The organism is Amycolatopsis sp. lyj-109 (assembly GCF_046548995.1).
Taxonomy (GTDB): Bacteria; Actinomycetota; Actinomycetes; order Mycobacteriales; family Pseudonocardiaceae; genus Amycolatopsis.
In genome coordinates, this window is the sequence record NZ_JAJPWR010000009.1 from 212,532 (window position 1) to 234,732 (window position 22,201).

Annotated in this window: 17 protein-coding genes; 10 read left to right on the forward strand and 7 right to left on the reverse strand. The window is 68.6% G+C overall.

Annotated elements, in window-relative coordinates; translation table 11 throughout:
• Nucleotides 1–2: 2 nt before the first annotated feature.
• The 3 genes from ACLJQF_RS21920 (at nt 3) to ACLJQF_RS21930 (ending at nt 4,272) form a co-directional block, all read left to right on the forward strand.
• The gene (locus ACLJQF_RS21920) at nt 3–983 is read left to right on the forward strand and encodes an FAD binding domain-containing protein (protein WP_410611179.1); all 981 of its coding nucleotides are present in this window, start codon (nt 3–5) and stop codon (nt 981–983) included.
• Entirely contained in the window at nt 980–3,175 is a 2,196-nt protein-coding gene (locus ACLJQF_RS21925; protein ID WP_410611181.1) for a xanthine dehydrogenase family protein molybdopterin-binding subunit, read from the forward strand. Before ACLJQF_RS21920 ends, ACLJQF_RS21925 begins: the two co-directional genes overlap by 4 nt.
• A 143-nt stretch (nt 3,176–3,318) precedes the next feature.
• The gene (locus ACLJQF_RS21930) at nt 3,319–4,272 is read left to right on the forward strand and encodes an alpha/beta hydrolase (RefSeq protein ID WP_410611182.1); all 954 of its coding nucleotides are present in this window, start codon (nt 3,319–3,321) and stop codon (nt 4,270–4,272) included.
• Nucleotides 4,273–4,516: 244 nt separating this feature from the next.
• On the opposite strand, the gene ACLJQF_RS21935 is transcribed toward ACLJQF_RS21930, so the two are convergent.
• A complete protein-coding gene (locus ACLJQF_RS21935) occupies nt 4,517–5,410 on the reverse strand; it encodes a helix-turn-helix transcriptional regulator (RefSeq protein ID WP_410611184.1) in 894 nt (297 codons plus the stop codon).
• Between the two features lie 347 nt (nt 5,411–5,757).
• Here ACLJQF_RS21935 and ACLJQF_RS21940 point away from each other — a divergent pair, with 347 nt between their 5' ends.
• The 3 genes from ACLJQF_RS21940 to ACLJQF_RS21950 all read left to right on the forward strand — a co-directional run bounded on the left by ACLJQF_RS21940 (nt 5,758) and on the right by ACLJQF_RS21950 (nt 7,380).
• Nucleotides 5,758–6,084, forward strand: coding sequence for an MFS transporter (locus ACLJQF_RS21940; RefSeq protein ID WP_410611185.1), 327 nt, complete (start codon nt 5,758–5,760; stop codon nt 6,082–6,084).
• 72 nt (nt 6,085–6,156) lie between these two features.
• Nucleotides 6,157–6,567: a cupin domain-containing protein gene (locus ACLJQF_RS21945; protein WP_410611187.1), complete on the forward strand. Its 411-nt coding sequence runs from the start codon at nt 6,157–6,159 to the stop codon at nt 6,565–6,567.
• 45 nt (nt 6,568–6,612) lie between these two features.
• Nucleotides 6,613–7,380, forward strand: a complete 768-nt coding sequence (locus ACLJQF_RS21950; protein ID WP_410611188.1) for an SDR family oxidoreductase — start codon at nt 6,613–6,615, stop codon at nt 7,378–7,380.
• A gap of 537 nt (nt 7,381–7,917) precedes the next feature.
• Here ACLJQF_RS21950 and ACLJQF_RS21955 read toward each other — a convergent pair.
• From ACLJQF_RS21955 to ACLJQF_RS21970, 4 genes are all read right to left on the reverse strand, one after another.
• Nucleotides 7,918–9,366: a recombinase family protein gene (locus tag ACLJQF_RS21955; protein WP_410611190.1), complete on the reverse strand. Its 1,449-nt coding sequence runs from the start codon at nt 9,364–9,366 to the stop codon at nt 7,918–7,920.
• 610 nt (nt 9,367–9,976) lie between these two features.
• The gene (locus ACLJQF_RS21960) at nt 9,977–11,185 is read right to left on the reverse strand and encodes a tetratricopeptide repeat protein (protein ID WP_410611191.1); all 1,209 of its coding nucleotides are present in this window, start codon (nt 11,183–11,185) and stop codon (nt 9,977–9,979) included.
• A gap of 755 nt (nt 11,186–11,940) precedes the next feature.
• Nucleotides 11,941–12,387 (reverse strand): hypothetical protein, encoded by a 447-nt coding sequence (locus tag ACLJQF_RS21965; protein WP_410611192.1) that lies wholly within the window; start codon nt 12,385–12,387, stop codon nt 11,941–11,943.
• Between the two features lie 36 nt (nt 12,388–12,423).
• Nucleotides 12,424–12,870 carry a DUF2690 domain-containing protein gene (locus ACLJQF_RS21970; RefSeq protein ID WP_410611194.1) on the reverse strand — a complete coding sequence of 149 codons (447 nt, stop codon included), beginning with the start codon at nt 12,868–12,870 and terminating at the stop codon, nt 12,424–12,426.
• Between the two features lie 291 nt (nt 12,871–13,161).
• Here ACLJQF_RS21970 and ACLJQF_RS21975 point away from each other — a divergent pair, with 291 nt between their 5' ends.
• A complete protein-coding gene (locus tag ACLJQF_RS21975) occupies nt 13,162–15,813 on the forward strand; it encodes a BTAD domain-containing putative transcriptional regulator (RefSeq protein WP_410611196.1) in 2,652 nt (883 codons plus the stop codon).
• Between the two features lie 320 nt (nt 15,814–16,133).
• On the opposite strand, the gene ltrA is transcribed toward ACLJQF_RS21975, so the two are convergent.
• Nucleotides 16,134–17,855 carry a group II intron reverse transcriptase/maturase gene (ltrA, locus tag ACLJQF_RS21980; protein ID WP_410611197.1) on the reverse strand — a complete coding sequence of 574 codons (1,722 nt, stop codon included), beginning with the start codon at nt 17,853–17,855 and terminating at the stop codon, nt 16,134–16,136.
• Nucleotides 17,856–18,641: 786 nt separating this feature from the next.
• Complete coding sequence (locus ACLJQF_RS21985; protein ID WP_410611199.1) at nt 18,642–19,499, reverse strand: helix-turn-helix domain-containing protein; 858 nt, start codon at nt 19,497–19,499, stop codon at nt 18,642–18,644.
• Between the two features lie 145 nt (nt 19,500–19,644).
• On the opposite strand from ACLJQF_RS21985, the gene ACLJQF_RS21990 reads away from it, so the two are divergent.
• The 3 genes from ACLJQF_RS21990 to ACLJQF_RS22000 all read left to right on the forward strand — a co-directional run bounded on the left by ACLJQF_RS21990 (nt 19,645) and on the right by ACLJQF_RS22000 (nt 22,198).
• The gene (locus tag ACLJQF_RS21990; protein ID WP_410611201.1) at nt 19,645–20,241 is read left to right on the forward strand and encodes an NADPH-dependent FMN reductase; all 597 of its coding nucleotides are present in this window, start codon (nt 19,645–19,647) and stop codon (nt 20,239–20,241) included.
• Complete coding sequence (locus tag ACLJQF_RS21995; RefSeq protein WP_410611202.1) at nt 20,238–21,107, forward strand: aldo/keto reductase; 870 nt, start codon at nt 20,238–20,240, stop codon at nt 21,105–21,107. Before ACLJQF_RS21990 ends, ACLJQF_RS21995 begins: the two co-directional genes overlap by 4 nt.
• Nucleotides 21,108–21,199: 92 nt before the next feature.
• Nucleotides 21,200–22,198, forward strand: coding sequence for an RHS repeat-associated core domain-containing protein (locus ACLJQF_RS22000; RefSeq protein ID WP_410611204.1), 999 nt, complete (start codon nt 21,200–21,202; stop codon nt 22,196–22,198).
• The last annotated feature ends 3 nt before the right edge of the window (nt 22,199–22,201 follow it).

A 22,201-nucleotide genomic window follows, 5' to 3' on the forward strand; every position in this document is an offset into this window, starting at 1 on the left:
CGATGGAACCCTTCTCCTACACCAAAGTCCCCGATATCCGCTCGGCCATCGCGGCCGGGCAGCGAGGCGGCCGGTACATCGCGGGCGGCACGACACTGGTCGACCTGATGCGCGAGACCGTGGAACACCCCGGCGCCCTCGTCGACATCGCCACGCTGCCGCTCACCGGCATCACTCCCACCCCGGGCGGCGGCCTGCGGATCGGCGCGCTGGTGCGGATGGCCGAGGCCGCCGCGGATCCCCGGGTCCGCAGCGCCTTCCCGGTCGTCAGCGAGGCCCTGGAGCTGAGCGCGTCCGCGCAGCTGCGGAACATGGCCACCATCGGCGGCAACATCATGCAGCGCACCCGCTGCACCTACTTCCGGGACGTGACCGCGAACTGCAACAAGCGCACCCCGGGTTCGGGCTGTGCCGCTCTCGACGGCTACAACCGCGGCCACGCCATCCTCGGTGGCTCCGAGGCGTGCGTCGCCACGCACCCGTCGGACGTCGCGGTCGCCTTCGCCGCTCTGGAAGCGATCGTGCACCTGCAGGGCCCCGCCGGCGAACGCACCATCCCCTTCGCCGGCTTCCTCCTGCAGCCGGGCAACACCCCCGACCGGGAACAAGCCCTCCGGCCGGGTGAGCTGATCACCGCCGTCGAGATCCCGGCCCTCCCGCGCCCGGCGCGGTCCGGCTACCTGAAGGTGCGGGACCGGCAGAGCTACGAGTTCGCCCTGACCTCCGCGGCCGTGGCGCTGTCGATCCAGGGCGGCGTGATCCGCGCGGCGAAGGTCGCGGCCGGCGGCGTGGGCACCGTCCCCTGGAAGCTGCCCGCCGTCGAGCGGTACCTGCTCGGCAAACGACCGTCGGATTCGCTGTGGACCGAGGCCGCGCGGCGAGCCGCGGACGGTGCCCGCCCGTTGCGGCACAACGGATTCAAGGTCGAATTGCTCAAGCGCACGGTCGAACGCCAGCTGCGCGTCGTGGGAGGCACCCGATGACACAACCCCGCATCGCCGTCGGCACCCCGCAATCCCGGGTGGACGGACGCCTCAAGGTGACCGGGCGCGCGCTCTACGCCGCCGACCACCCGGCCGACGGCGTCCTGTACGCCGCCGTCGTCGACAGCAGCGTCGGCCGCGGCCGCATCACCGGCGTCGACGACCGCGCCGCGCGCGCCCACCCTGGCGTTCAGCGGGTGATCAGCCACCTCAACGCCCCTCGGCTGCCCTATCAGGACAATCCGGGCTCGAACAACCCGGCCCCGAACTCACGCCTGCGCGTCTTCCAGGACGATCGGGTGCGCTTCTTCGGCCAGCCGGTCGCCGTCGTCATCGCCACCACCCACGAAGCCGCCCAACAGGGCGCACGTCTGGTGAAGGTGTACTACACCGCCGAGCAGCCCGTCACCGACCTGGCCACCGCACCCGCCGACGAGCCGACGACCTACGCGCGAGGCGACGCCGACCGCGCACTGGCCGCCGCGCCGGTCCGGCTGGACCTGGCCTACCGGACCGCCCGCAACCACCACAACCCGATGGAGCCGCACGCCACGATCGCCCGCTGGGACGGCGACCGGCTCACCGTGTGGGACAAGACCCAGTGGGTGGTCGGCGGCACCCAGCAGGAACTCGCCGCCGTGTTCGGCATTCCACAGACGTCGATCCGGGTGATCTCGCCGTTCGTCGGCGGCGCGTTCGGCAGCGGCCTGCGCGCCTGGCCGCACACGACCATCGCCGCTTTGGCCGCCCGCGAAACGGGGCGCCCGGTCAAGCTTGTCCTCGCCCGCCGGCAGCTGTACTTCGGGACCGGCTTCCGGCCCGCGTACTCCTACCGGCTCCGGGTGGGCAGCGACCGCACCGGGCGGCTCACCGCGATGACGCACGAGATCCGCGGTGAGACCTCCAGCTACGAGACGTTCACCGAGGCGATGCTGGCGCCGGGGCAGATGCTCTACAGCATGCCGAACGTCCGCCAGGCCTATTCGACCGTGCCGCTGGACGTGAACACCCCGATCTGGATGCGCGGGCCCGGTTACGCTTCCGCTGCGCTCGTCATCGAGTCCGCGATGGACGAGCTTGCGCACCAGCTCGGCCTCGACCCCATCGAACTGCGCAAGCGCAACGAACCCAGCGCCGACGAGTCCACCGGGCAGCCGTTCTCCACCCGCCGCCTGCGCGAGTGCTATGACGTCGGCGCGCGGGAGTTCGGCTGGCAGCGCCGCAACCCGAAGCCGGCGTCCACCAGGGACGGAGACTGGCTGGTCGGCACCGGCATGGCGGCCGCGGTGTACGACACCGCGCGTGCGCCGGCGCAGGCCCATGTCCGGCTGAACGCCGACGGCACCGCGCTGGTGCAGGCCGCGACCAGCGACATGGGCCCCGGCACCTACACCTCCATGCCCCAGGTCGCCGCCGACGCGCTCGGCCTGACCATGGACACCGTGCAGTTCCGGCTCGGCGACTCGCTCATGCCGCCGACCCCGCCGCACGGCGGCTCGATGACCATGGCCAGCGTCGGCTCCGCCGTCCTGGACGGCTGCGACAAGGTCCGCCGCCAAGCCGTCACCCTGGCGGTCAACGATCCGCGATCTCCTCTGCGCGGCGTCAATCCCGACGACGTGATCGTCCGAAAAGGACGGATGCACCTCAAGAGCGATCCGATGCGCGGCGAAACCTACCGGCAGCTGCTGGCGCGCAACGGCCGCGATCACCTCGAGGTGATCGGGTCCTGGGCGCCCTCGCCGGAGAACCGGTTCTCGATGTACGGCTACGGCGCGGTCTTCGCCGAAGTCGCCGTCGACGCGCGCCTCGGCCTGGTCCGGCTCCGGCGCATGCTCGGCGTCTACGACGCGGGCCGGATCGTCAACCCCAAGCTCGCCGACAGCCAGGCCCTCGGCGGCATGGTCGGCGGCATCGGCGCCGCCCTGCTGGAGCACACCGTCACCGACCCGCGCGACGGCCGCATCGTCAACGCCAACCTCGCCGACTACCTCGTCCCGGTCAACGCCGACATCCACGACCTGCGCGCCATCTACCTGGACGGCGAAGACCGCGAAGCCGATCCGCTCGGTGTGAAGGGCCTCGCCGAGCTGGTGCTGGTCGGCGTCGCCCCGGCGATCGCCAACGCGGTCTTCCACGCCACCGGCCGGCGCATCCGCGACTTCCCGATCACCGCCGACGCCCTGCTGTAGCCGCCGTTTCCGCTACCAGCGACGATCCGGCCGCGGGCGTGGGGGTATTGGCGTGGGGTGTACCAACAGGGACTTCTTCGTCACCGGGCCTGGTCGTTGGATGGGTACTGCCAGTGGCAAGAAGTCTTGAAAGGACACCCCTGATGACTGCGCAAGATGACGGCTACACCTTCGACCTCCTTGACGGTGTCACGCGGAGCCATGTCCGCTACACCAACCGGTACGGCATCGAGATCGCCGCGGACCTCTACCGCAGTGCGGATTTCGACGAGACCAGCGCGCACCGGGCGGTCGTCGTCGGCCCGCCGCACGGCGGTGTCAAGGAGCAGGGCCCGGGTGTCTACGCCCAGGAGCTGGCGCGGCGTGGGTTCGTCGCCCTCGGTTTCGACCCCTCCTACAACGGCGAGAGCGGCGGGCAGCCGCGGCACGTCACCTCTCCTGAGATCTTCGCCGAGGACTTCAGCGCCGGCGTGGACTTCCTCGGCAGTCTGTCGTATGTGGACCGGCAGCGGATCGGCGCGATCGGCATCTGCGGCAGCGGCGGGTTCGCCCTGAGCGCCGCTCAGGTCGACCCCCGGATCAAGGCCGTGGCCACCGCCGCCATGTACGACATCAGCCGGGTGAGCCGGCACGGCTGGCAGGACAGTACGAGCGGGGAGGAGCGGCGCCAGACGCTGGTCGACCTCGCGAAGCAGCGCTGGGCCGACGTCGACGCGGGCGAGCCGGCGCTGCAGCCGACTTTTCCGGCGGAGATGCCGGCCGAGGGCCCCGACCCGATCACCCGGGAGTTCTACGAGTACTACGTCACCGACCGGGGGCACCACCCGCGATCGATCGGCGGCTTCACCTTGACGAGCACTCCCGCGCACATCAACTTCGGGGGGCTGCGCCACCTCGAGGACATCGCGCCGCGGCCGATTCTGCTCATCACCGGCGACCAGGCGCACTCTCGCTACTTCAGCGAGACCGTCCACGAGGAGGCACCGGGACCCAAGGAGCTCGTGGTCGTCCCCGGGGCACGCCACATCGACTTCTACGACCGCACCGACCTCATCCCGTTCGACACGCTCGAGGCGTTTTTCCGCGACAACCTCTGATCCGGGGCCTTTACGGGCACCGACGCACCCAGCTGCAGGTCGTGAAATGGGCAGACCTGCTGGTCAGCTCGAGTGCGGCCGCACCAAGTGGTCCCACATCGGGCTGGCCGGCGGCAGCAGGGGAGTGGCTGATCCTCCTCCTTCGCACCAAGCACTTCCCGCCCCGGTAACCGGTGGTCGGCGAGCCCACGTTCGAGTTCGAATGGAGGGGACTGTCCGCTTACATCGGATCGCCCTCGCAAGGTCAGTCGGTCAGGTGCTGCGTGGTGGACTCCCCGTCTCGGGAGGCCGCCCAGGAGCCGAGCAGGCGCAGCGCCTCCTCGGATGGTGAGCCGGGCTCGGCGGTGTAGATGGTGAGGGCGAGGCCGGGTTCTGCGGCCAGTTCCAGGCATTCGTAGGCGATCTTGATGTCGCCGACGACAGGGTGGTGGAAGGTCTTCGAGCCGGTGCTGTGGTGGCGGACGTTGTGGGCGCCCCACCGGGTGCGGAATTCGTCGCTGCGGGTGGACAGTTCGCCGATGAGGTCGTGGAGTTCCTTGTCGTGCGGGTTGCGGCCGGCTTCGGTGCGCAGGATGGCGACGTGGATGTCGGCGAAGAAGTCCCAGTCCGGATAGAACTGGTGTGAGGCGGCGTCGAGGAACTGGAACCGGGCGAAGTTCGGGGGCTGTTGGCGGCTTGTGCAGACCGGCGAATAGAAGGCTCGCGCGAGGTGGTTCGCGGCCAGCAGGTCCATCCGGCCGTTGCTGATGAACGCGGGCGCTTCGGTGATCGCGTCCAGTGTCCACTGCAGACTGTGGCGCGGGGTCCATTGTTTGGCCTTCGGTCCCCGTCTGCGGGGGCGGACGATCGCGCTGGTGCCGTCCGCTGCTTGGGCCAGGTTGAGCAGGTAGGCGCGTTCGGCGTCGTCGAGCTGCAGCGCGCGGGCGATCGCGTCGAGCACGCCGGCCGAGACCCCGGCGAGGCTGCCGCGCTCCAGTTTCGCGTAGTACTCGATGCTGACGTCGGCCAGGGCGGCGACCTCGCTGCGGCGCAGTCCCGGCACCCGACGGGTGCCACCGGCGGGCAGTCCGGCCTGTTTCGGAGTGATCTTGGCTCGCCGCGAGACAAGGAACTCGCGGACTTCCTGGCGATTGTCCACCCCACGACGATAACTGTCTCGACGGGTGTGCGGGGTGCTCTGCCAGTACACCTATCACTGGAAACTCCCTGGTCAACGTCGGTTGCGGTGTTATGGACACGTACCGAGAGGAGACCGTGTGAGTCACTCGCACGGTGCCGCTCGGAGGGGTAGGTGAGCCGCGGTCCGGCGGTTGTGCTGTGCCTGCTGACGGTCTTGGGTTTGATCTTCATGGACCTGTGGGGTTTGGCCGGCGTCGTGGGCATCGTCGTGCGGTACTACAGCGGCTTGACCGTGATCGCCGGACTCGACGCGATCGGCGCACCATGTTGTCGACTTCGTCTACTTATGAGGAGAGCAGTACCCTTATGCCTTCCGCAGCCGCGACCGCGCCGGACAAGCTGCCCTTCGTCGTGTGGGTGCTGGCCGCCGGCACGTTCCTGATGGAGACCACCGAGTTCGTCATCGCCGGACCGCTGCCGGAGATCGCCGGCGACCTCGACGTCAGTGTCTCCCACGCCGGATTGCTGATCAGCGCGTTCGCCACAGGCATGATCGTCGGCGGCCCGGTCATGGCTCTGGCCACCCTGCGCCTGCCTCCGCGCCAGACCCTCGTCTTCGCCCTGGCCGCTTTCGCCCTCGGATCCAGAAGGCCCTGCATTCGACCCGGCCGAGGGCTACCAGGCCATGGATGAGCGCCGCGCCATCAAGGCACTCCTCAAGCCCTGACCCGTCCATTCACTTCATCACCCGCGTAAGGAGTAACCGTGCAGATCACGCGCAGCTCGATCGACACCTTCAAGGGTCCTGCCGACTGGTTCACCGGCGACGTCTACATCGACGCCGTCGCCGCTGCCCCGGCGCCGTCCCGGGTCACCGCATCCCTGGTGCACTTCATGCCTGGCGCTCGCACCCACTGGCACCGTCATCCGCTGGGCCAGACCGTCTTCGTCACCGAGGGCATCGGTCTGTGCCAGCGCCGCGGCGGCCCGGTGGAAGTCATCCGTCCCGGCGACCGCGTCCTGTTCGAGGCCGATGAGGAGCACTGGCACGGCGCCGCACCGAACCGGCTGATGGTCCACGTGGCCATCAACGAGGGCGACGCCGACCACGACGTCGTGCACTGGCTGAGCCCCGTCACCGACGAGGAGTACGCCGCGGCCCCGGCCACCAGCTGAGTCCGGCCACCGACACCAGCACACCCGGCAGGAAGCAGAACCGACGTGAATGTCACCTACGATTTCCGCGGCAGGACCGCATTCGTCACCGGAGCCGCCTCCGGCCTCGGCCGCGCCACCGCGCTCGCCTTCGCCCGCGCTGGAGCGCAGGTCGCTCTCGTCGACCTGTCCGAAGACGGGCTGAAGGAGACCGCGCGGCTGGTCACTGACAGCGGCGGCCAAGCTCTCGTGATCCCCTGCGACGTCACCAGCGAAGACGACGTTCAGGCCGCCGTCGACCACACCGTCGAGCGTTTCGGAAGCCTGGACGCCGCTTTCAACAACGCCGGCATTGAGCAACCCGTCCAGCCTGCCGCCGAGACCGCCAAGGACGACTGGGACCGCATCCTCGGCGTCAGCCTCACCGGAGCGTTCCTGTGCACCCGCGCCCAAATCCGGCACATGCTCCGCCAGGACGGCGGCGGCGCCGTCGTCAACGTCTCCTCCGGCGCCGGTGTGAAGGGCTTCAAGGGCCAAGCCGCCTACGCCGCCGCCAAGCACGGGATCATCGGCTTCACCCGCTCCGCAGCCCTCGACCACGCCGCCGCCGGCATCCGCATCAACGCCGTCTGCCCCGGCATCATCGACACCGAGATGATCCGCCGCTTCGGAGACACCCGCCCCGGCGGACGCGAAGGACTCATCGCCGACGAACCCGTCGGCCGCCTCGGCAAGCCCGAAGAGATCGCCTCCGCCGTCCTGTGGCTGTGCTCCGACGACGCCGCCTTCACCACCGGTACCGCCCTCGTCGTCGACGGCGGACAGACCGTCTGATCAGCGGGGAAACCCTCCGCCCGGCGGAGCGGAGGGCGTACTTCTACGCCGTGATGAACGTAACCGTCGGCGTCATCGCCGGACTCGGCGCCGCTCTGTTTGCTTACATCGCCACCAACGCCATCATCAACTGACGAGCTCGTGGGCTTCGGCCGGGGTGAGGCCGAGTACTCGCAGCACGTCCCCGGTCACCTGATGGTGACCGGGAACCCGGCTGGCTCCGCGCCGCCGAAGGCCGTGGAGAAGATCGCCGCGCTGCTGCCCCGGCGCTCAAGTGGAAGCTGTTCTTCAAGGGGCAGGCTAAGAATCCGAAGTCAGCCGGTTATGGCGTGAACGCGGCGTGGTCTTAGAACTTGTGGCCCTCGGTAGACGCTGACATGAGCCGGCTGGCGTACGGTCGCCGTGCAGCGCTATGGTCGGTCGCATGAACACGCATCCCGCGCAGGGGTGCTACGAACATGTGTTCGAGTCCCCCTTCGGACACAGTATTACCCCACGGATCGCGAAACGCGATCTTGGAACTGGGGTGCTCGGGGCCTAGCTCGAATCGATCTCTTTCAGGCGCCATCCGGTGCCGTTGTAGACGATGATCTTTCCTGAGTCGCGCAGTGTTGCTGCCACGTGTCTGTGTCGTGTTCGGTCAGGCTCGAGCCTGGTGCAGCCGTCGCTGATCTGGCCTCCAAGTCTGATGTTGATCTGATCGATGAGATGGTCTTCGCGGATGTAGAGCGTCTTCGGTCGCTCTTGGCTCGCGCGTTGGGTGCTGGTGTGGCCGTGGCGGCAGCGGTATGTCGGGCGTCCATGGTTCCAGTGCGAGTCCAGCCGCCGGTCGCAGACACCGCAGTGGATCAGGCCGGCCAAGGCGAACCGGCGAGCCCGGCCGTCACTGGCCGGTCGGGCCGCTCGGATCTGCTGGGCGGCGATGAAGTCCTGTTCGGTGACGAGCGCCGGATGGGCGGCCTTCGCTGGCAGGGCCGGCGTTGCGGCTGGGCCTCTGGTGTCGGTGGCGCGGCGGTTCCAGGTCTGGCGGCCGGTGTAGCGCGGGTTCGCCAGGATGACGGCGACGGTGCGCAGTGTCCAGGCGTCGCGGGTCCGATGGCGGTTGCGGTCCGGGTCGGCAATGGACGGGCAGGGGACACCGCGTTCGTTGAGATGCCGGGCGATGCTGGCGACGCTGTGCCCAGCGAGACGTTGCCGGAACATCCAGCTCACGTGCGGCGCGGTTTGGGGATCGGGAGCGAGGCGTTGCAGCCGTCGGCCCCAGCGGGCGTCGGCGGGGTTGGGATGCGGACCGGCGTCGACGAGACGGTAGCCGTAGGGTGGGCGTCCGCCGAGGTAGCGGCCCTGCTGGGTGGCTTGGTTGTGCATCGCCGCCAATACCCGGTGCCGGGCGCGGAGCACTTCGCGCTGCGACTGGGTGGCCAGCAGCGACATCAGCGCCCGATGATCGGAGTTGCCGAGATCGACCGGGCCCCCGGTTTCGGGCAGCCAGAGCTGAATACCGTGCCGGGTGCACCAGGCGTAGAGGGTGCTGAACTGGGTGCCGGTGAAGGCGCGTTCGTATTCGCCGACCACGATCGCATCGATCGCGGACTCCGGACTCGAGGTCTCGGTCATGAGCTGGGCAGCCTGTGGTCGCTGCCGCCATGGGACGCGGCGTGAGGTGCCGGCGTCGAAGTAGGTGGCGACGACCTGGCCGTGGCCCGCGATCAACTCATCGGCCATGTCGCGTTGCCAGCCCTGTGATGAGACGCTGTCTTGATGGCGGGTGGTCGAGGTGCGGCCGTAGAAGGCGAACCGCAAGCCACTGCCGTGGTCGGGGCGGGCAGTAGTGGTTGTCGGCTTCTTGCTTTTCATCCACTGCGCCAGCAGGTCGGCCGTGCCGGCGGGTGGTGCGGTCACGTAACGCGGGGGCGGGTGCGGTGGGATCACGTTGGACGGATGTCGCGGCCGTTGGGTCATGACGGCGCGCTCTGAGCGGTTCATCCGATCAGCGCAGTCAACGCGTCATTTAGCCCGCGGGGCTCCCGACGCACGCGTTTTCCGCAGCTCCGGAGGTGAGGGTGGGTCGTCGTCTCGCAGGCTCGCGGCCAGCCAGTGACAGTGAGCGCTCATGTCGTAACTCAGCTCGGGGCGACGTCCCACGTCTCCTCTTGCTCCGAACGAGTGAACTTGAAGTTTCAATTAAGAGGACAGGATCAGTCTTACCGTCGGCCCCGCCGGCAACGTCTGCTGGACGCCCTGACCACATCCTGACCGACGGCGGCATCATCGGTGGCGAAGAACGCTTCGCACGGTTCCTCGCCGCGCCCCTTCCACACCACAAATAGCCGTCTGCCCCACCGAATGGAGGCAACCCGACCCGGCAGCCTGCTCCTACCGTCGATCGCGAGCAGGCACTGGGCGGTGCCGCAACGTAGGTCCGAGGGGCGGCGGGGATGTTGGTGCGAATGCAACCGGGCACCGGCCAGCCGCGCACGGCCTCACCGGCGCCGAAGCGAAAGTGCACGATCTGTTGGCCGGCTGGGCCCACGGCACCCGCACGCGATCGACGGCCTGGCAGAGAGGCGATGCGCCTTGACTCCGCTGGCGGCATTCACGGATCAGGCCACAACCCGAGCTTGGTGAACTGTTCTCGGACGTAGTTGTTGACCTCGTCCTGGATCTCGTCAAGCAGGTCAAGCGTCCGGCGGGACTCTGCCCAGACTTCGGCTTGTTGTCTGGTTGCGGCGTGTGCTCGCACGATGGTGACGTGCGCGCGGACGGAACTGACGTGGTCTTCGCGCGATCGGCATAGGCCGACGGTTTCCCGGCCCCGCAGCACCGCCTCGGCGTAGTCGCGTCGTTCGAGGCTGACCTCGCTGAGTTCGAGAAGAACCGCCACGGTCTGGCCGTGGTTCGCTGGATGGTGGGTATGCAGCTGCGTGGCTTCCCGCAGGTACGCGGCCGCGTCGTCGGCCTGGCCTTGCCGACGGGCCAGTCGGCCGAGCTGGAGCAGGGTCTGTGCTCTTCGTCGGTGGTCGGGAAGGCGTTGGAAGGTCTGTTCGGCGGCGGTCAGGTGGCTGAGAGCCGGCGTGAGATCGTCGGCTTCGTTCAGGTCGGTTCCGAGTTGCAGGTGTATGCGTGCGGCCAGGGCGGGCTCGTCGATGTCGGTCTGGACGGTCAGCGCTTCACGGGCCCGGGCTACGGCCAGTTCGTGCTCGCCTGTCTTGCTGTATTGGGTGCCCAGAAGCAGCAAGACTTCGGCGAGGCCGCGCCGGTCGGCCGTCGTGCGGAACAGGGTGGTGGCGAGGTGGGCTGACTTCAGGGTCTCGTCGAGATCGCCGAGGTGATGGTGGAGCTGAGCGAGGCCGGCGTGCGCGACGGCTTCGCTGCTGAGGCCGTGAGCGGCGACTGCCGCGGCACGAACCGTCTCGTGGGTGTGGCGCCAGTCGCTCAGGTTATCGCCGACCATCAGATGCGGTTGGAGCGTACGCAGGATGGCGACGGCATGGGGGAGGTGGGTGCGTGCCGCGCGCCGTACGTTCGCAGCGATGCTGGCGCGCTCGCGCTCGAGCAAGGCGGTCGCGTCGGCGTAGGGATCAGCGGGTGTGTCGTCTGGGGTCGATGTGTCGATCTCGGGCCGTGGTCGTGTAGGTGCCAGTGTCTCGGCAATGTCGGTGGCGAGCTCCTGGATCCAGTCCAGCAGGCGGACCTGGGCACGGGCTCGGCTGTCGGGGTTCAGCGGCCTGGCCCCGATCGCCCTGGGCGAAGCCCCGATCAGCGCTCTGACCCGGACGCCGCCGCCCTCACCATCACGCTCCACCCGGGCACGCCCGCCGCCACGATCTGCGTGCTGCCGGTCCCGCCGGCGGCACGGCCGCGGCTGACTCTGCACCGGAGCCGAGCCGTCGCCGGCGCGGGAGGCCACCATGCGTTGGGCGACTTCACGCCCCCAGCGCACCCCCGCGTCGCGCTGGTGGCCGGGACGGAGCACGGCCAGGTCGGCCTGTAGTTGCGTGTCGTAGCCGGCGGTCCAGCCGGACGAGAATGGCGTGTGCCGCGGCGACCTCCGCGGCCTGGGGATCGGCGCCCCGCGGGCCGGGCCCGGGGATCAGCGCGGGGACGCGTGCCGGGCCGGCGAGTCCGTTGACCGCGTCGTAGACGGCAGCGTTGAGCATCGCATAAGTGCGGGCGGGCGTCGGCGTCGGCGGCGCGGGTAGCACGGACCGCGGCCAAGGCGAACTCGTTCCACCCGCACGCTGTCCAGCCGCGGCTTGGCGGCCGCGGGCGCGGGCGCGCTCAACCCGGCTCCAGTCAGACCGAGCACCAGGACCAGGAGAATCTTCTTCACGGCCTCGCCTCCCGAGTCGCCCGAGAAATCCGCAGTCTCGACGGTCCTATCGTGTCGTGATTCCGGCCGCCCTGCGACGGCCACTTGAGGGCGACCTGGCTGGTACGAATGGCTTGCCCGGCTCGGCGGCAACACGTACGTGAACCTCGTGCCCCCAGGTTCACGTACGTGTTGCCGAGCCGCAACCGCTACCTTGGCGTCTTCGGGCCCTCGTCCATCAAGCCGGGCTAGTCTCTGTCCACGCAACCGTTCGCGGTGCAGATGGCGCGGCGCAAGGGGATACCGTTCGTGTCCCACAGTTCGATGTAGACGATGGTGAACCCTCCCGGATAGTTGCACGTCTCGTCGACGACGAATCCCCGAGTCGTGCCGACTGACGCGGTTCGTGTCTGCCAAGCCGTTAAGCAGTCAGGGGACTCGGCCCGGAAGCGGGCCGTCTTTCCCGTGGAGACCGCTTTGACCGAGCCCGTGATGTGAACGTCACGGTAATGCCAGGTGATGGAGCCGGCGAGAAGGCTGGCGCCATAAGGCAAGCGGAACTCAGTAACCGGATAATCTTCCGACGTGCTCGCGTAACCAGCTGCCGGGGTCGAGAGCACTCCCAGTGCCGCGAGCATTGATGCGATCAAGAGAGTCACGAATGATCTCTTTGCGCTGATTGTGTTCTTCTGCATGGTCAGTCTCCTACATTGTATTGCCGGGCGACTCGTTCAAGCGTGGTAAGCGCAGCCGTCGTCCGTGGCCGTGTAGATGCAGAACTGCTCCCAGGGGTAGGCCTGCGAGATCATCGGCGTCCAGTCCGGCTGCCGGGTCACGGGGTTCTTGGCGTAGATGATCTTCCGGACCCGGTTGCCGTTCGCATCCCAGACCCCGCCGGCGATCGTCGGGTACTGCCCGAGACCGCCGTCTTGGGAGGCCCAGGAGATTCTGGTCCAGAAGGAGTGACAGCTCGCCGACCAGCGCAGCTCGCCGCGAATGAGTGAAGCGGTCAGCTCCTTCTTCGTGACCGCGTCCCGGCCGCACCCGGTCGCCTCCGGGTCCTTGCCGTTGCAGGCTGCATAGGTGCATGCCGGTGCCGCGTGGGCCTCGACCGCGAAGAGCCCGGTCAGCGAGACCGCCAGTGCGGCGGCCAAAGCGAAACCCCGGCTGCGTTTCATCAGTGCTTTACTCCTCTACTCGGTTTCCGGCTACCGATGGTTGACGATGCCGTGCCACCGCCAGGGAATGCTCGCAGCGACCGCTTGTCGAACGCTGTATGGCCGGAGCGGATCCACATAGCGCTGATTCACCTGGTCGGCCCTGTCATCGGCCGGTTTTTCTGCTACGGACACGGCGGCTGGTACGGTCGCGTCATGCCAGAGGGGAGCTGGGATATTCGGGTTCTCGGGCCGCTGTGGGTGGGTTGGCAAGGCGTCGAAACAGACCTGGGCTCCCCGCAGGCACGTGCCATGTTCACGGTACTGCTGCTGTCCGCGAATCAGCCGGTGACCTGGGAAAGAATCGCCGAAGAGCTGTGGGAAGAGCGCCCGCCGGCGACGGCGAAGACACAAATCCACGGTTTGATCTCGCGGGTGCGCCGCGCACTGCCGCGACCGTTGATCGCCACCCGGCGCTCGGGCTACGTACTCGAGTTGCCCCCGGAAGCACTGGACTTCCAGCGATTCACGACGCTCATCGCGACGGCGCGCGAGCTGATCGCGGAGGAGCAGCTCGAACAGGGCGCACAGCTGATGAACGAAGCGCTCGGACTGTGGCGCGGCCCGGCGCTGCCGGAGATCCCCGTGCCGTCCGCGCGGGTGGCTGCCGACCGGTGGGACGAGCTGCGGCTGGCCGCGATCGAAGACCGGGTCGAGGCGGACCTGCGGCTGGGTCGCACCCTCGGGCTCGTCGACGAGCTGACGGAGGTGATCGCCGCGCATCCGCTGCGGGAACGGCCACGTGCGCAGTTGATGACGGTGCTGGCGCGTTCCGGCCGGATACCGGAGGCGCTGGAGGTCTACCTGGATCTGCGCCGGACCATGGTCACCGAGCTCGGTGTTGAGCCCTCACCGGCGCTGCGCGCACTGCACGCCGGTGTCCTGCGTGGCGAACCGACGCTGCGGCCCGCGGTCACCGCCCCTCGCGAGGTGAACCGGCCACGGCAGCTGCCGGTGGATCTCGCCGACTTCACCGGCCGAGCCGGCCTGTTGGCCGAGCTGGCGGCCGACCTGCGCGCGCCCGACCGGCGCGAGCCGCTGGTGCTGACCGTCTCCGGCGTCGGCGGGCTGGGCAAGACGACGTTCGCGGTGCGGCTGGCACACCAAGTCCGCGACGCGTATCCCGACGGCCAGCTGTTCGCGACCCTGGGGGACTCCGATGCCGAGACGGTGCTTCCCCGTTTCCTGCGCGCGCTGGGCGTCGCGGTCGACATGGTGCCCGCCGACCAGGACGAATGCTCCGCGCTGCTGCGTGACCTGCTCGTGGACAGCAAGGTGCTGATGGTGCTGGACAACGTTCAGCACGAACGCCAGGTCCGGCCACTGCTGCCCGCCACGCCCGGCTGCGCGGTCCTCGTCACCAGCAGGCACACGCTCAGCGGGCTGGAGCACGGTAGGCGTGTCCGGCTCGACCTGCTCAGTGATGAGGACGCGGCCAGTCTGCTCAGCACGATCACCGGTGAGCGGTACGCGCCCGACGAGCCGCTGCTGGCGCACTGCGGCGGTCTGCCGCTGGCCCTGCGAGTCGCGGGCGCACTGCTCGCCGAACGCCCCCATTGGACCGCCGCGGACCTGGCCGGACGGTTGACGGACGAGCGGACCCGGCTGGACTGGCTGGCGGTCGGCGACCTCGCCGTCCGCGCCAGCTTCGCGATCAGCTATCGCCAGCTGCCCGCCACACACCAGATCCTGTTCCGCAGGCTGGGCTCGCTGTGCGTGCCGACCTTCGGCGCGTGGCTGGCCGCCGCGGTGCTGGGGATCGATGCGCGCGCGGCCGAGCGGATGCTCGAGGATCTTGTCGGCTGTCATCTCGTGGAACCGGTCGGCCGGGTGGCGGGCCTGGCCCGCTATCGGCTGCACGACCTGTTGCGGTGCTTCGCGGCCGAGAAGGCCGAGGAGGAACTGGAGCCCGAACGTCGGCAGACCATCACCAGGGCCCTCGGCGGGTGGCTTTACCTCAGCGAACAGGCGGCGAACCGGCTGCCGCGAAGCGTGCTGACGCCGGCGCCCGGCGACGCGACCCGGTGGCAGGCCGACAGCGAGCCGATCACCGACCCCACGGAGTGGTTCGAGGCCGAACTGCCCGCGTTGCAAGCCGCCATCGAGATCGCCGTAGCCGAGGGGATGACCGACCACAGCTGGGAACTGGCCGTCATGTGCCAGCAGTACTTCGACCACAGCGGCCGCAACGAGGTGTGGTTTCAGTTCACCACCGAAGCGCTCACCGGGGCTCCCGGCGGCCGCGGCCGGGCCGCGCTGCTGCTCGGGCTCGGGCAGTTGCACATTTACTGGGACCGGTTCCCGGAGGCGTTCGCCGCGCTGCGGGAGTCGTTGGCGATCAGCGAAGAGATCGGCGACGTGCCGGGGATCGCGCGTGCGCTCGGCGGCCTGGCCACCACCTACCGCGTGACCGGGCAAGCCGACGCGGCGCTGGAGTTCAATGCGCGCGCGACCGTGTTGGCGATCGAAACCGGCGATCGCCACCTCGAGATCCAGCTCCGTGCGGGCGCGGCGGCGCTGCACCTGGCCGAGGGCAGGCCCGAGCGGGCGTGGACGCTGCTGGACGAGGCGCTGGAGCGAGCTATGACGCTGGGCGACGACCACCGCACGGCCGCCGTGTTGATCCGCTGCGGTGAGTTCAACCTCAAGCAGAACGCGCCGGCCAAGGCGTTGCGGCAGTTGACGCGGGCATTGGAGATCGTGGAAGGCCAGCGCGATCGGCGCTGCACCGCGCGGGTGCGGCTCCAGCTGGGCCGGGCCCACGCGATGCTCGGTGACATCGCGACGGCGACTGACGTGCTGGCCGCCGCCTGCTCATTGTTCGTCGAACTCGGCGACGGGCAGAACGAGGCCAACTGCGCGTTCGAACTGGCTCACGCCGCCCATAGTCAGTCAGCAGGCTGAAGACCTGACCAATGTGACGACGCGACCTTCACCAGGCACGCCCATTTTTCGGAGTGACCTTCGCCCGCGACGTGCTGAGGTCTGGATACGGCGGTTCCCCCGAGTGATACTTCGGGTCAATCACCTTCACGATCATGGCCTGGATCACGTGAGAGGAGGTGATAGGGGCGCGCGAACGGCGCGTGTCCCGGTGGACAGTTCCCGCATCAACTCTGGCGTCGTCGCCGGGTAGGCGGGACGCATTGCTGCGCCCCGCCCCCCTCAGAACCGTGCGTGCATCTCGTCGATGCACACGGCTCAAGCAAGCCCCTTGGGGCGATTCAGGAATACAGAGTTGCTGGTTCCCTGTCGGCACCGGTTGCCCGGCGCTGGCAGTGGAAGTGAACGAGTCGGGTGTCGTCCGGCGTGCCGTGTGTCCCGTGGGCGACGATGTGCTGTCTGGTGATCGCCTTGCGGGTGGTGCGGTGCCACTGTTCCCATTCACGGGGACTTTGTGGTTCGCGGTCGGCGTGCAGGAGCAGGTCCCCGCAGATCGGGCAGCGTCCTTTCTGCTTGCGTAGCAGGAAAAGGGTGCTGCGATCGAGCGGAGGTATGCGCTTGCGTCGCCGTTCGGCCCAGTAGTCGGCGTGAGCGGGGTCGTCCGGGGACGCCTCGCTGCGGACCAACCGGTGCCGGACGATCTTGGTCCAGGCGAACTTGGGCAGGTAGGCGCCGCTGTCGCGGTCGCCGAAAACCCAGCGGTCCTGCCTGGCTTTGTGATACCGGCCGAAGTATCGGGTGATGACCCAGGACTTCGGCTTGTCGGGGTGGGAGTGGCAGGCCCACTTGTAAGTGAGCCGCCACAGATAGGTGTCCAAGGCCGCGAAGACCCTCGACGATGCCACCCCGCGGTAGTAGTTCGCCCATCCTCGCGTGATCGGGTTGATCGTGGCGAGGACCACCGCCGCGTTCGCGCCGCGCAGGGCACGCATTTCCGCGGCAAGGCGTTGTGTGACTCGTGTGATAGCGGCTTTGCTGGGTTTGATGATCAGCTTGCCCTGGTAGCGGCGGGCGGTGAATCCCAGAAAGTCGAATCCTTCGTCGAGGTGGACGATCCTCGTCTTGTCCTCGTTGAAGGACAGACCTCTGGGCACCAGCCAGAGGGCAAGCTTCGCCTTGACCTGTTCGGCCTCCTGCCTGGAATGGCAGAGCACCACCATGTCATCGGCATATCTGACCAGCGCGGGGGAGCCTCGTTTGGTTCGCCGTGTGTCACTGCGTTCCTGGCGGACTCCGGCCGCTTCCTCCAGCCCATGCAACGCGATGTTCAACAGCAGCGGACTGATCACCCCGCCTTGCGGAGTTCCCTGCTCGGTCGGGGTGAATCCCTTGCCCGGTTCGAACACGCCCGCCCGCAACCAGTCACGGATCATTCCCCTGCCGGGAAACGATCCGATCGCGGCAAGCAACCGGTCGTGGTCGATCCTGTCGAACGCGGCGCTGAGGTCCGCGTCCAGCACCCACAGACGTTTCGCGGTCTTGCCGCAGGCCATCACGTGGATCACTGAGATCGCGTCCTGACAGCTGCGGCTCGGCCGGAACCCATACGATCTAGGGTCGAACCGGGCCTCCCACTCGGGCTCCAACGCATTGCGGTGCCGCGCCTGGTGGACGCGGTCGGCGAGCACGGGAATTCCGAGTGGGCGCTGTTTCCCATTGGCTTTCGGTATGAACACCCGCTTCACCGCGCAGGGTTTCCAGGAACGGGCCATGCGATGCGTCCGCATCGCAAGCGCGGCCCTGGCCGGGGAGGTCAGCGCGACCTGCCCGTCGATCCCTGCGGTGTTGCGGCCAGCGTTGCGCTGCGCAACCTGCCGCACGCTCACCAGCGTGTTCGACCAGCTTCGCAGCATCATCTTCTGCAGGTTCCTGACCTTGGGCCAGTCCCCGTCTTTCGTCGCCGTGAAGATCCTGCCCCTTAACCGCCGTACGTTGTCCTCATGGTGGCGCCAGCCAATGACGTCCCAGTTGAGGATGCCGTCCTCAGGTCCGTTCACCGCCATGGGTGTCTAACTTGCCCTTCGGTTCCGGTGGGTTCGGTGCTTCGTCGTCACGGGCTCACCCGCCACATGTCGGCCTGCTTTCGCAGCCGGGCACCAGGCCCGGTATCCGGCCAGTTATGCGGAAGACAACCGGTGGAGGACCGGTCATATCGCTTCCGTTTTCCTGCTGCCTTTCGGCCGCCGGCGTTCGCTTCTTGGGCGTCCTGTTCCCGCCCGGGGACTGGGCTCTCCTTACGGTCGGCTTACCGCGACACCACGGAGGGTGCCGCGGACCTGGACGGGGTTTCCACGTTCCGCGCGTGTGAGATGCGGCCGGGTCGGGTGCCCTCTGTACCCCGGAGGCGACGGTGTTCCCACGGCCGTAGAAGCGTCCTCGGCCGTCGTCTGCCGACTCTCAGCGGCTGGCCTCTTATCTCTCCCGGCACAACAACCCGACCCGGGAGTTTGCCGTAACGAGGCATCAGCGAGGGTTCACTGACGTTCACCCTTCCGGCCTTCCCCTCACCTGTAGTCCCCGGACGGAGCAGGAACCCTTGGGCTTTCCCTGAGCTTCGCACCCAGCCATCACTGGCCACGCACGTCAAGGCGGGGACCGGTCACGAACACTGACCAGGAGCTACGTCTCCGGCACTCGACCGAACCTCCAATCGACAGAACTCACTCACCACGTGCGACCTCGTGTCGCAACGCTCGTCGGCATGTGCGTGCGTCGCGGTAGCGCGGTCGGTGGCAGGACAGTGCTTCCGGAGGATCGGATCGTCGGATCCCTTGCCCCGGCCGGGACCGTCAGCCGTTCACGGCTCGAAGGCCGCCCGGCTGTCGGCCTTCGAGACGGTTGAGCGCGGCCTCGCTGGCGGCGTCGGCCGGGAGGTGGACGATCAGGCGCTGGTCGTCGTCGGCGGACAGTTCCAGGACCTCGTAGCTGAGGCGGAGCCCGCCGGCTTCGGGGTGGTTGAGCCGGGTGATGCCGGTGGCCGCGGTCAGGCCGGGAACCGTCTCCACCCGGCGCACGAAATCCCCGCCCGCGGCGACGGTGAGCTCGTCGGCCAGCGCGGCGATGTCCGGGTCCGCGCGGAACGGGCCCTGCTTCAGTGCGGCGACCACGTCGTCGGCCCGTTCGTCCCAGTCCGGGTAGCAGCCGCGGGCTCGCGGATCGGTCAGGACGAACCGGGCGAGGTTGGCCCAGCCGTCGCCGTCGAGCAGGCCGATCGGTGCCATCAGCCGTCGATATCCACCGGTGCAGGCGAGGATCTCGCTCAGCCCGTTCAGCACGACGGCGGGTGTGGGTTCGAGCTGGTCGAGGATGGCGCGCACGGTGGGACGTACTTCGCGGTTCGGCTGGGCGCCGCCCATGCAGGTGAAGCCGCCGTCGGCGGCCTTGGTGAGACGGTACAGGTGGATGCGCTCGCTCGGCGCGAGATGCAGGGCGTCGGCCAGCGCGGACAGCACCTGCGGTGACGGCCGCCGATCCCGCCCCTGCTCGAGCCGGATGACGTACTCCACGCTTACTCCGGCCAGCGTGGCCAGCTCCGCCCGGCGCAGACGCGGGGTGCGCCGTCGCGCACCGGTGGGCAGGCCGACCTGCGCAGGAGTGACCGCCTCGCGACGGTTCCGCAGGAACAGGCCCAGTTCGTTGCCACTCACCCCGAACACGGTACCGGCGCGCGCGGGCAGCTGGGTGGCCCTGCCACTACCACCCTTCGCGCGGCCTTCCTGGCAGCCGCCCGCTCGATGCAGATTGATCCGGCGGCGGCCGACCGGTCGCCGGAACAGCACGAAGGAGAAGCGCATGCCGGACCCACGGCCGAAGCTCGCAGTGATCGTCGGCAGCGTCCGCGAGGGACGGTTCGGGCCGGTGGTGGCCCGGTGGTTCACCGAGCAGGCAGCCCGGTTCGGCGCATTCGACATCGACGTGATCGACCTGGCGGACACCCCGCTGCCGCTGGAGCTACCCGCCGTCCCCTCGGCGATGGACCCGCACCTGCCGCGCCCCGCGGAGATGACCGGCCTCACCCGGCGGCTCGACGAGGCCGACGCGTTCGTCATCGTCACGCCCGAGTACAACCGCAGCTTCCCCGCCTCGCTCAAGGCCGCCATCGATTGGCACTACACCCAGTGGGAGGCCAAGGCCATCGGCTTCGTCGGCTACAGCGGCGGGAGCGGCGGCCTGCTCGCCATCGAGGCGCTACGGCAAGTGTTCAACGAGCTCAACGCGCACACCGTGCGCAACTACGTCTCGTTCCCCCGCTACTACCTGCTCTTCGACGACGCCGGCAACCTGCACGAGCCGGCCGAGCCCGCTGCCGCCGCCGAAGCCATGCTCGACCAGCTGCACTGGTGGGCCACCGCCCTCGCCACCGCCCGCGCCATCCCCACCGCAGCATGAACCCGCTCGCGATGCGCCTGGGGCGTCAGGGATTCGGTGCGATGAGGTTGCGTGACCAGACCGGCGGCGACGCTGATCGCGACCCGGTGTCAGTGATCCATGCCGCCCTTGATGCCGGAATCACGATGGTGGACACCGCGGATGCTTACCGGAACGAGGAGCTGGTCGGCCGCGCCATCCAGGGACGTCGTGACGAGGTGCTGCTGGCCAGCAAGTTCGGGTTGGTATGGAACGACGAGGTGGCAGGGGGATTCGACGTACGGGCCGATCCGGTATACGTGCGACAGGCGAGCGAGGCGAGCCTGCGCCGGCTCGGCGTGGATGTGATCGACCTCTATTACCTCCATCATCGCAGCTCGGCAATTCCGATCGAGGAAACCGTCGGAGCCATGGCCGAACTGGTCGACCAGGGCAAGGTACGCGGCTTGGGCCTGTCCAATGTGAGCGCGGAGGACCTCCGCCGGGCGCACGCCGTTCACCCGATCGTCGCACTGCAGGAGCAGTGGTCGCTGGTCCAGCGCGACGTCGAGCAGGAACTGCTGCCGGCCGCGGCCGACCTGGGGGTGACCATCGTGGCTCACTCCCCGACGGGCCACGGACTTCTGCACCTGACCCACGCGGCCGGCAAACAGGTAGCCGACGGTCCGCGCGCCATCTTGGACAAGATCGCCCGCGCGCACAAAGCCATGGCCGGACAGGTGGCATTGGCCTGGGTGCAACACCGGCAGCACGCGCACGACTTGCTGGTCGTGCCGCTTCCCGGAACGACTCGGGTGAGCCACCTCCGCTCCAACGTCGCTGCCGGCGGCGTCTGCCTATCCGACGACGAATTGCGGCAACTCGACTCTTTCCGAGCGGCATTATGACGTAAATCGTGTTCGCGCAAACGGATCAACTACCCGAATGCGCACACCGAGAATCTGCCTCCGACGGCCCGCGCTCATCGCGGCATGTGCGGATGTTCGGCAATGTAGGGAGGGTTCGGAGCGCCGCCGACCGGATCGTCCGCCGGACAACCACGCAGGGCGACGCGGGCAGTGACGTCCTGGTCGGCTACACCGCGAGCGGCGACACCGCCGACCTCACGCTCAGCACCGACAAGCGGATCCTGACCAGGACCATCAGCCTCCCCGGCGGTGTTCTCTACACCGTGCCCGGTGGGGCGGGTGGCGCCGCGGTCTGGGATCTGCCGAACGTCCGGGGCGATATCGTGCTCATCTGTGACAGCGCGGGGAAGCAGGCTGGTCCTCTTCGCGCGTACACGCCCTACGGCGAGCCCCTCAACCCCGCCGGGACGGTCGACGTCGACGCCGTGCCGGACAACCAACCGGGCCAGTCGGACTACGGATGGCTCGGCCAGTACCAGCGCCCTTACGAACACGCGGGCGCGCTGTCGCTGGTGCAGATGGGAGCGCGGCCGTACAGCCCGCTGTTGGGGCGGTTCCTCTCGGTCGACCCGGTCGAGGGCGGTTCGGCGAATGACTACGACTACGTCCTGGCCGATCCCATCAACCGGTTGGATCTCAACGGTCAGTGGTGGTCGTGGCTCCCCAAGAAGGTCACCAACTTCGTCGACAACCATGCCTCCACCCTCATTTCGATCGGGGTCGGCATCGGCGCGGGAATCATTGCGGGCGCGGTTTGTGCCGGGACAGCAGGGTTCGGGTGCGTCGTCATCGCCGGCGCGATCATCGGTGCGGTCGGCAACGGCGCAGCCCAGACAGCTCTTGCGTCGGCACGTCACCAGCCGGTGACACCGCGTAAGATCGTCGGCTGGATGGCATCGGGTGCTGCTGGTGGTGCGCGGGCCGGTTTCCTGGGACGGCTGGGGTACTCGGGCCTGGGCGTCGCCGGCAGGCTCTGGCGGTACGGCCTTAACGGCAGCAAGTGGAGGCACCACGCCAAGGTAAGCTGGCACCTGGCCAGGACCCGGCACAACTGGAGGTTCTTCAGGTGAGTG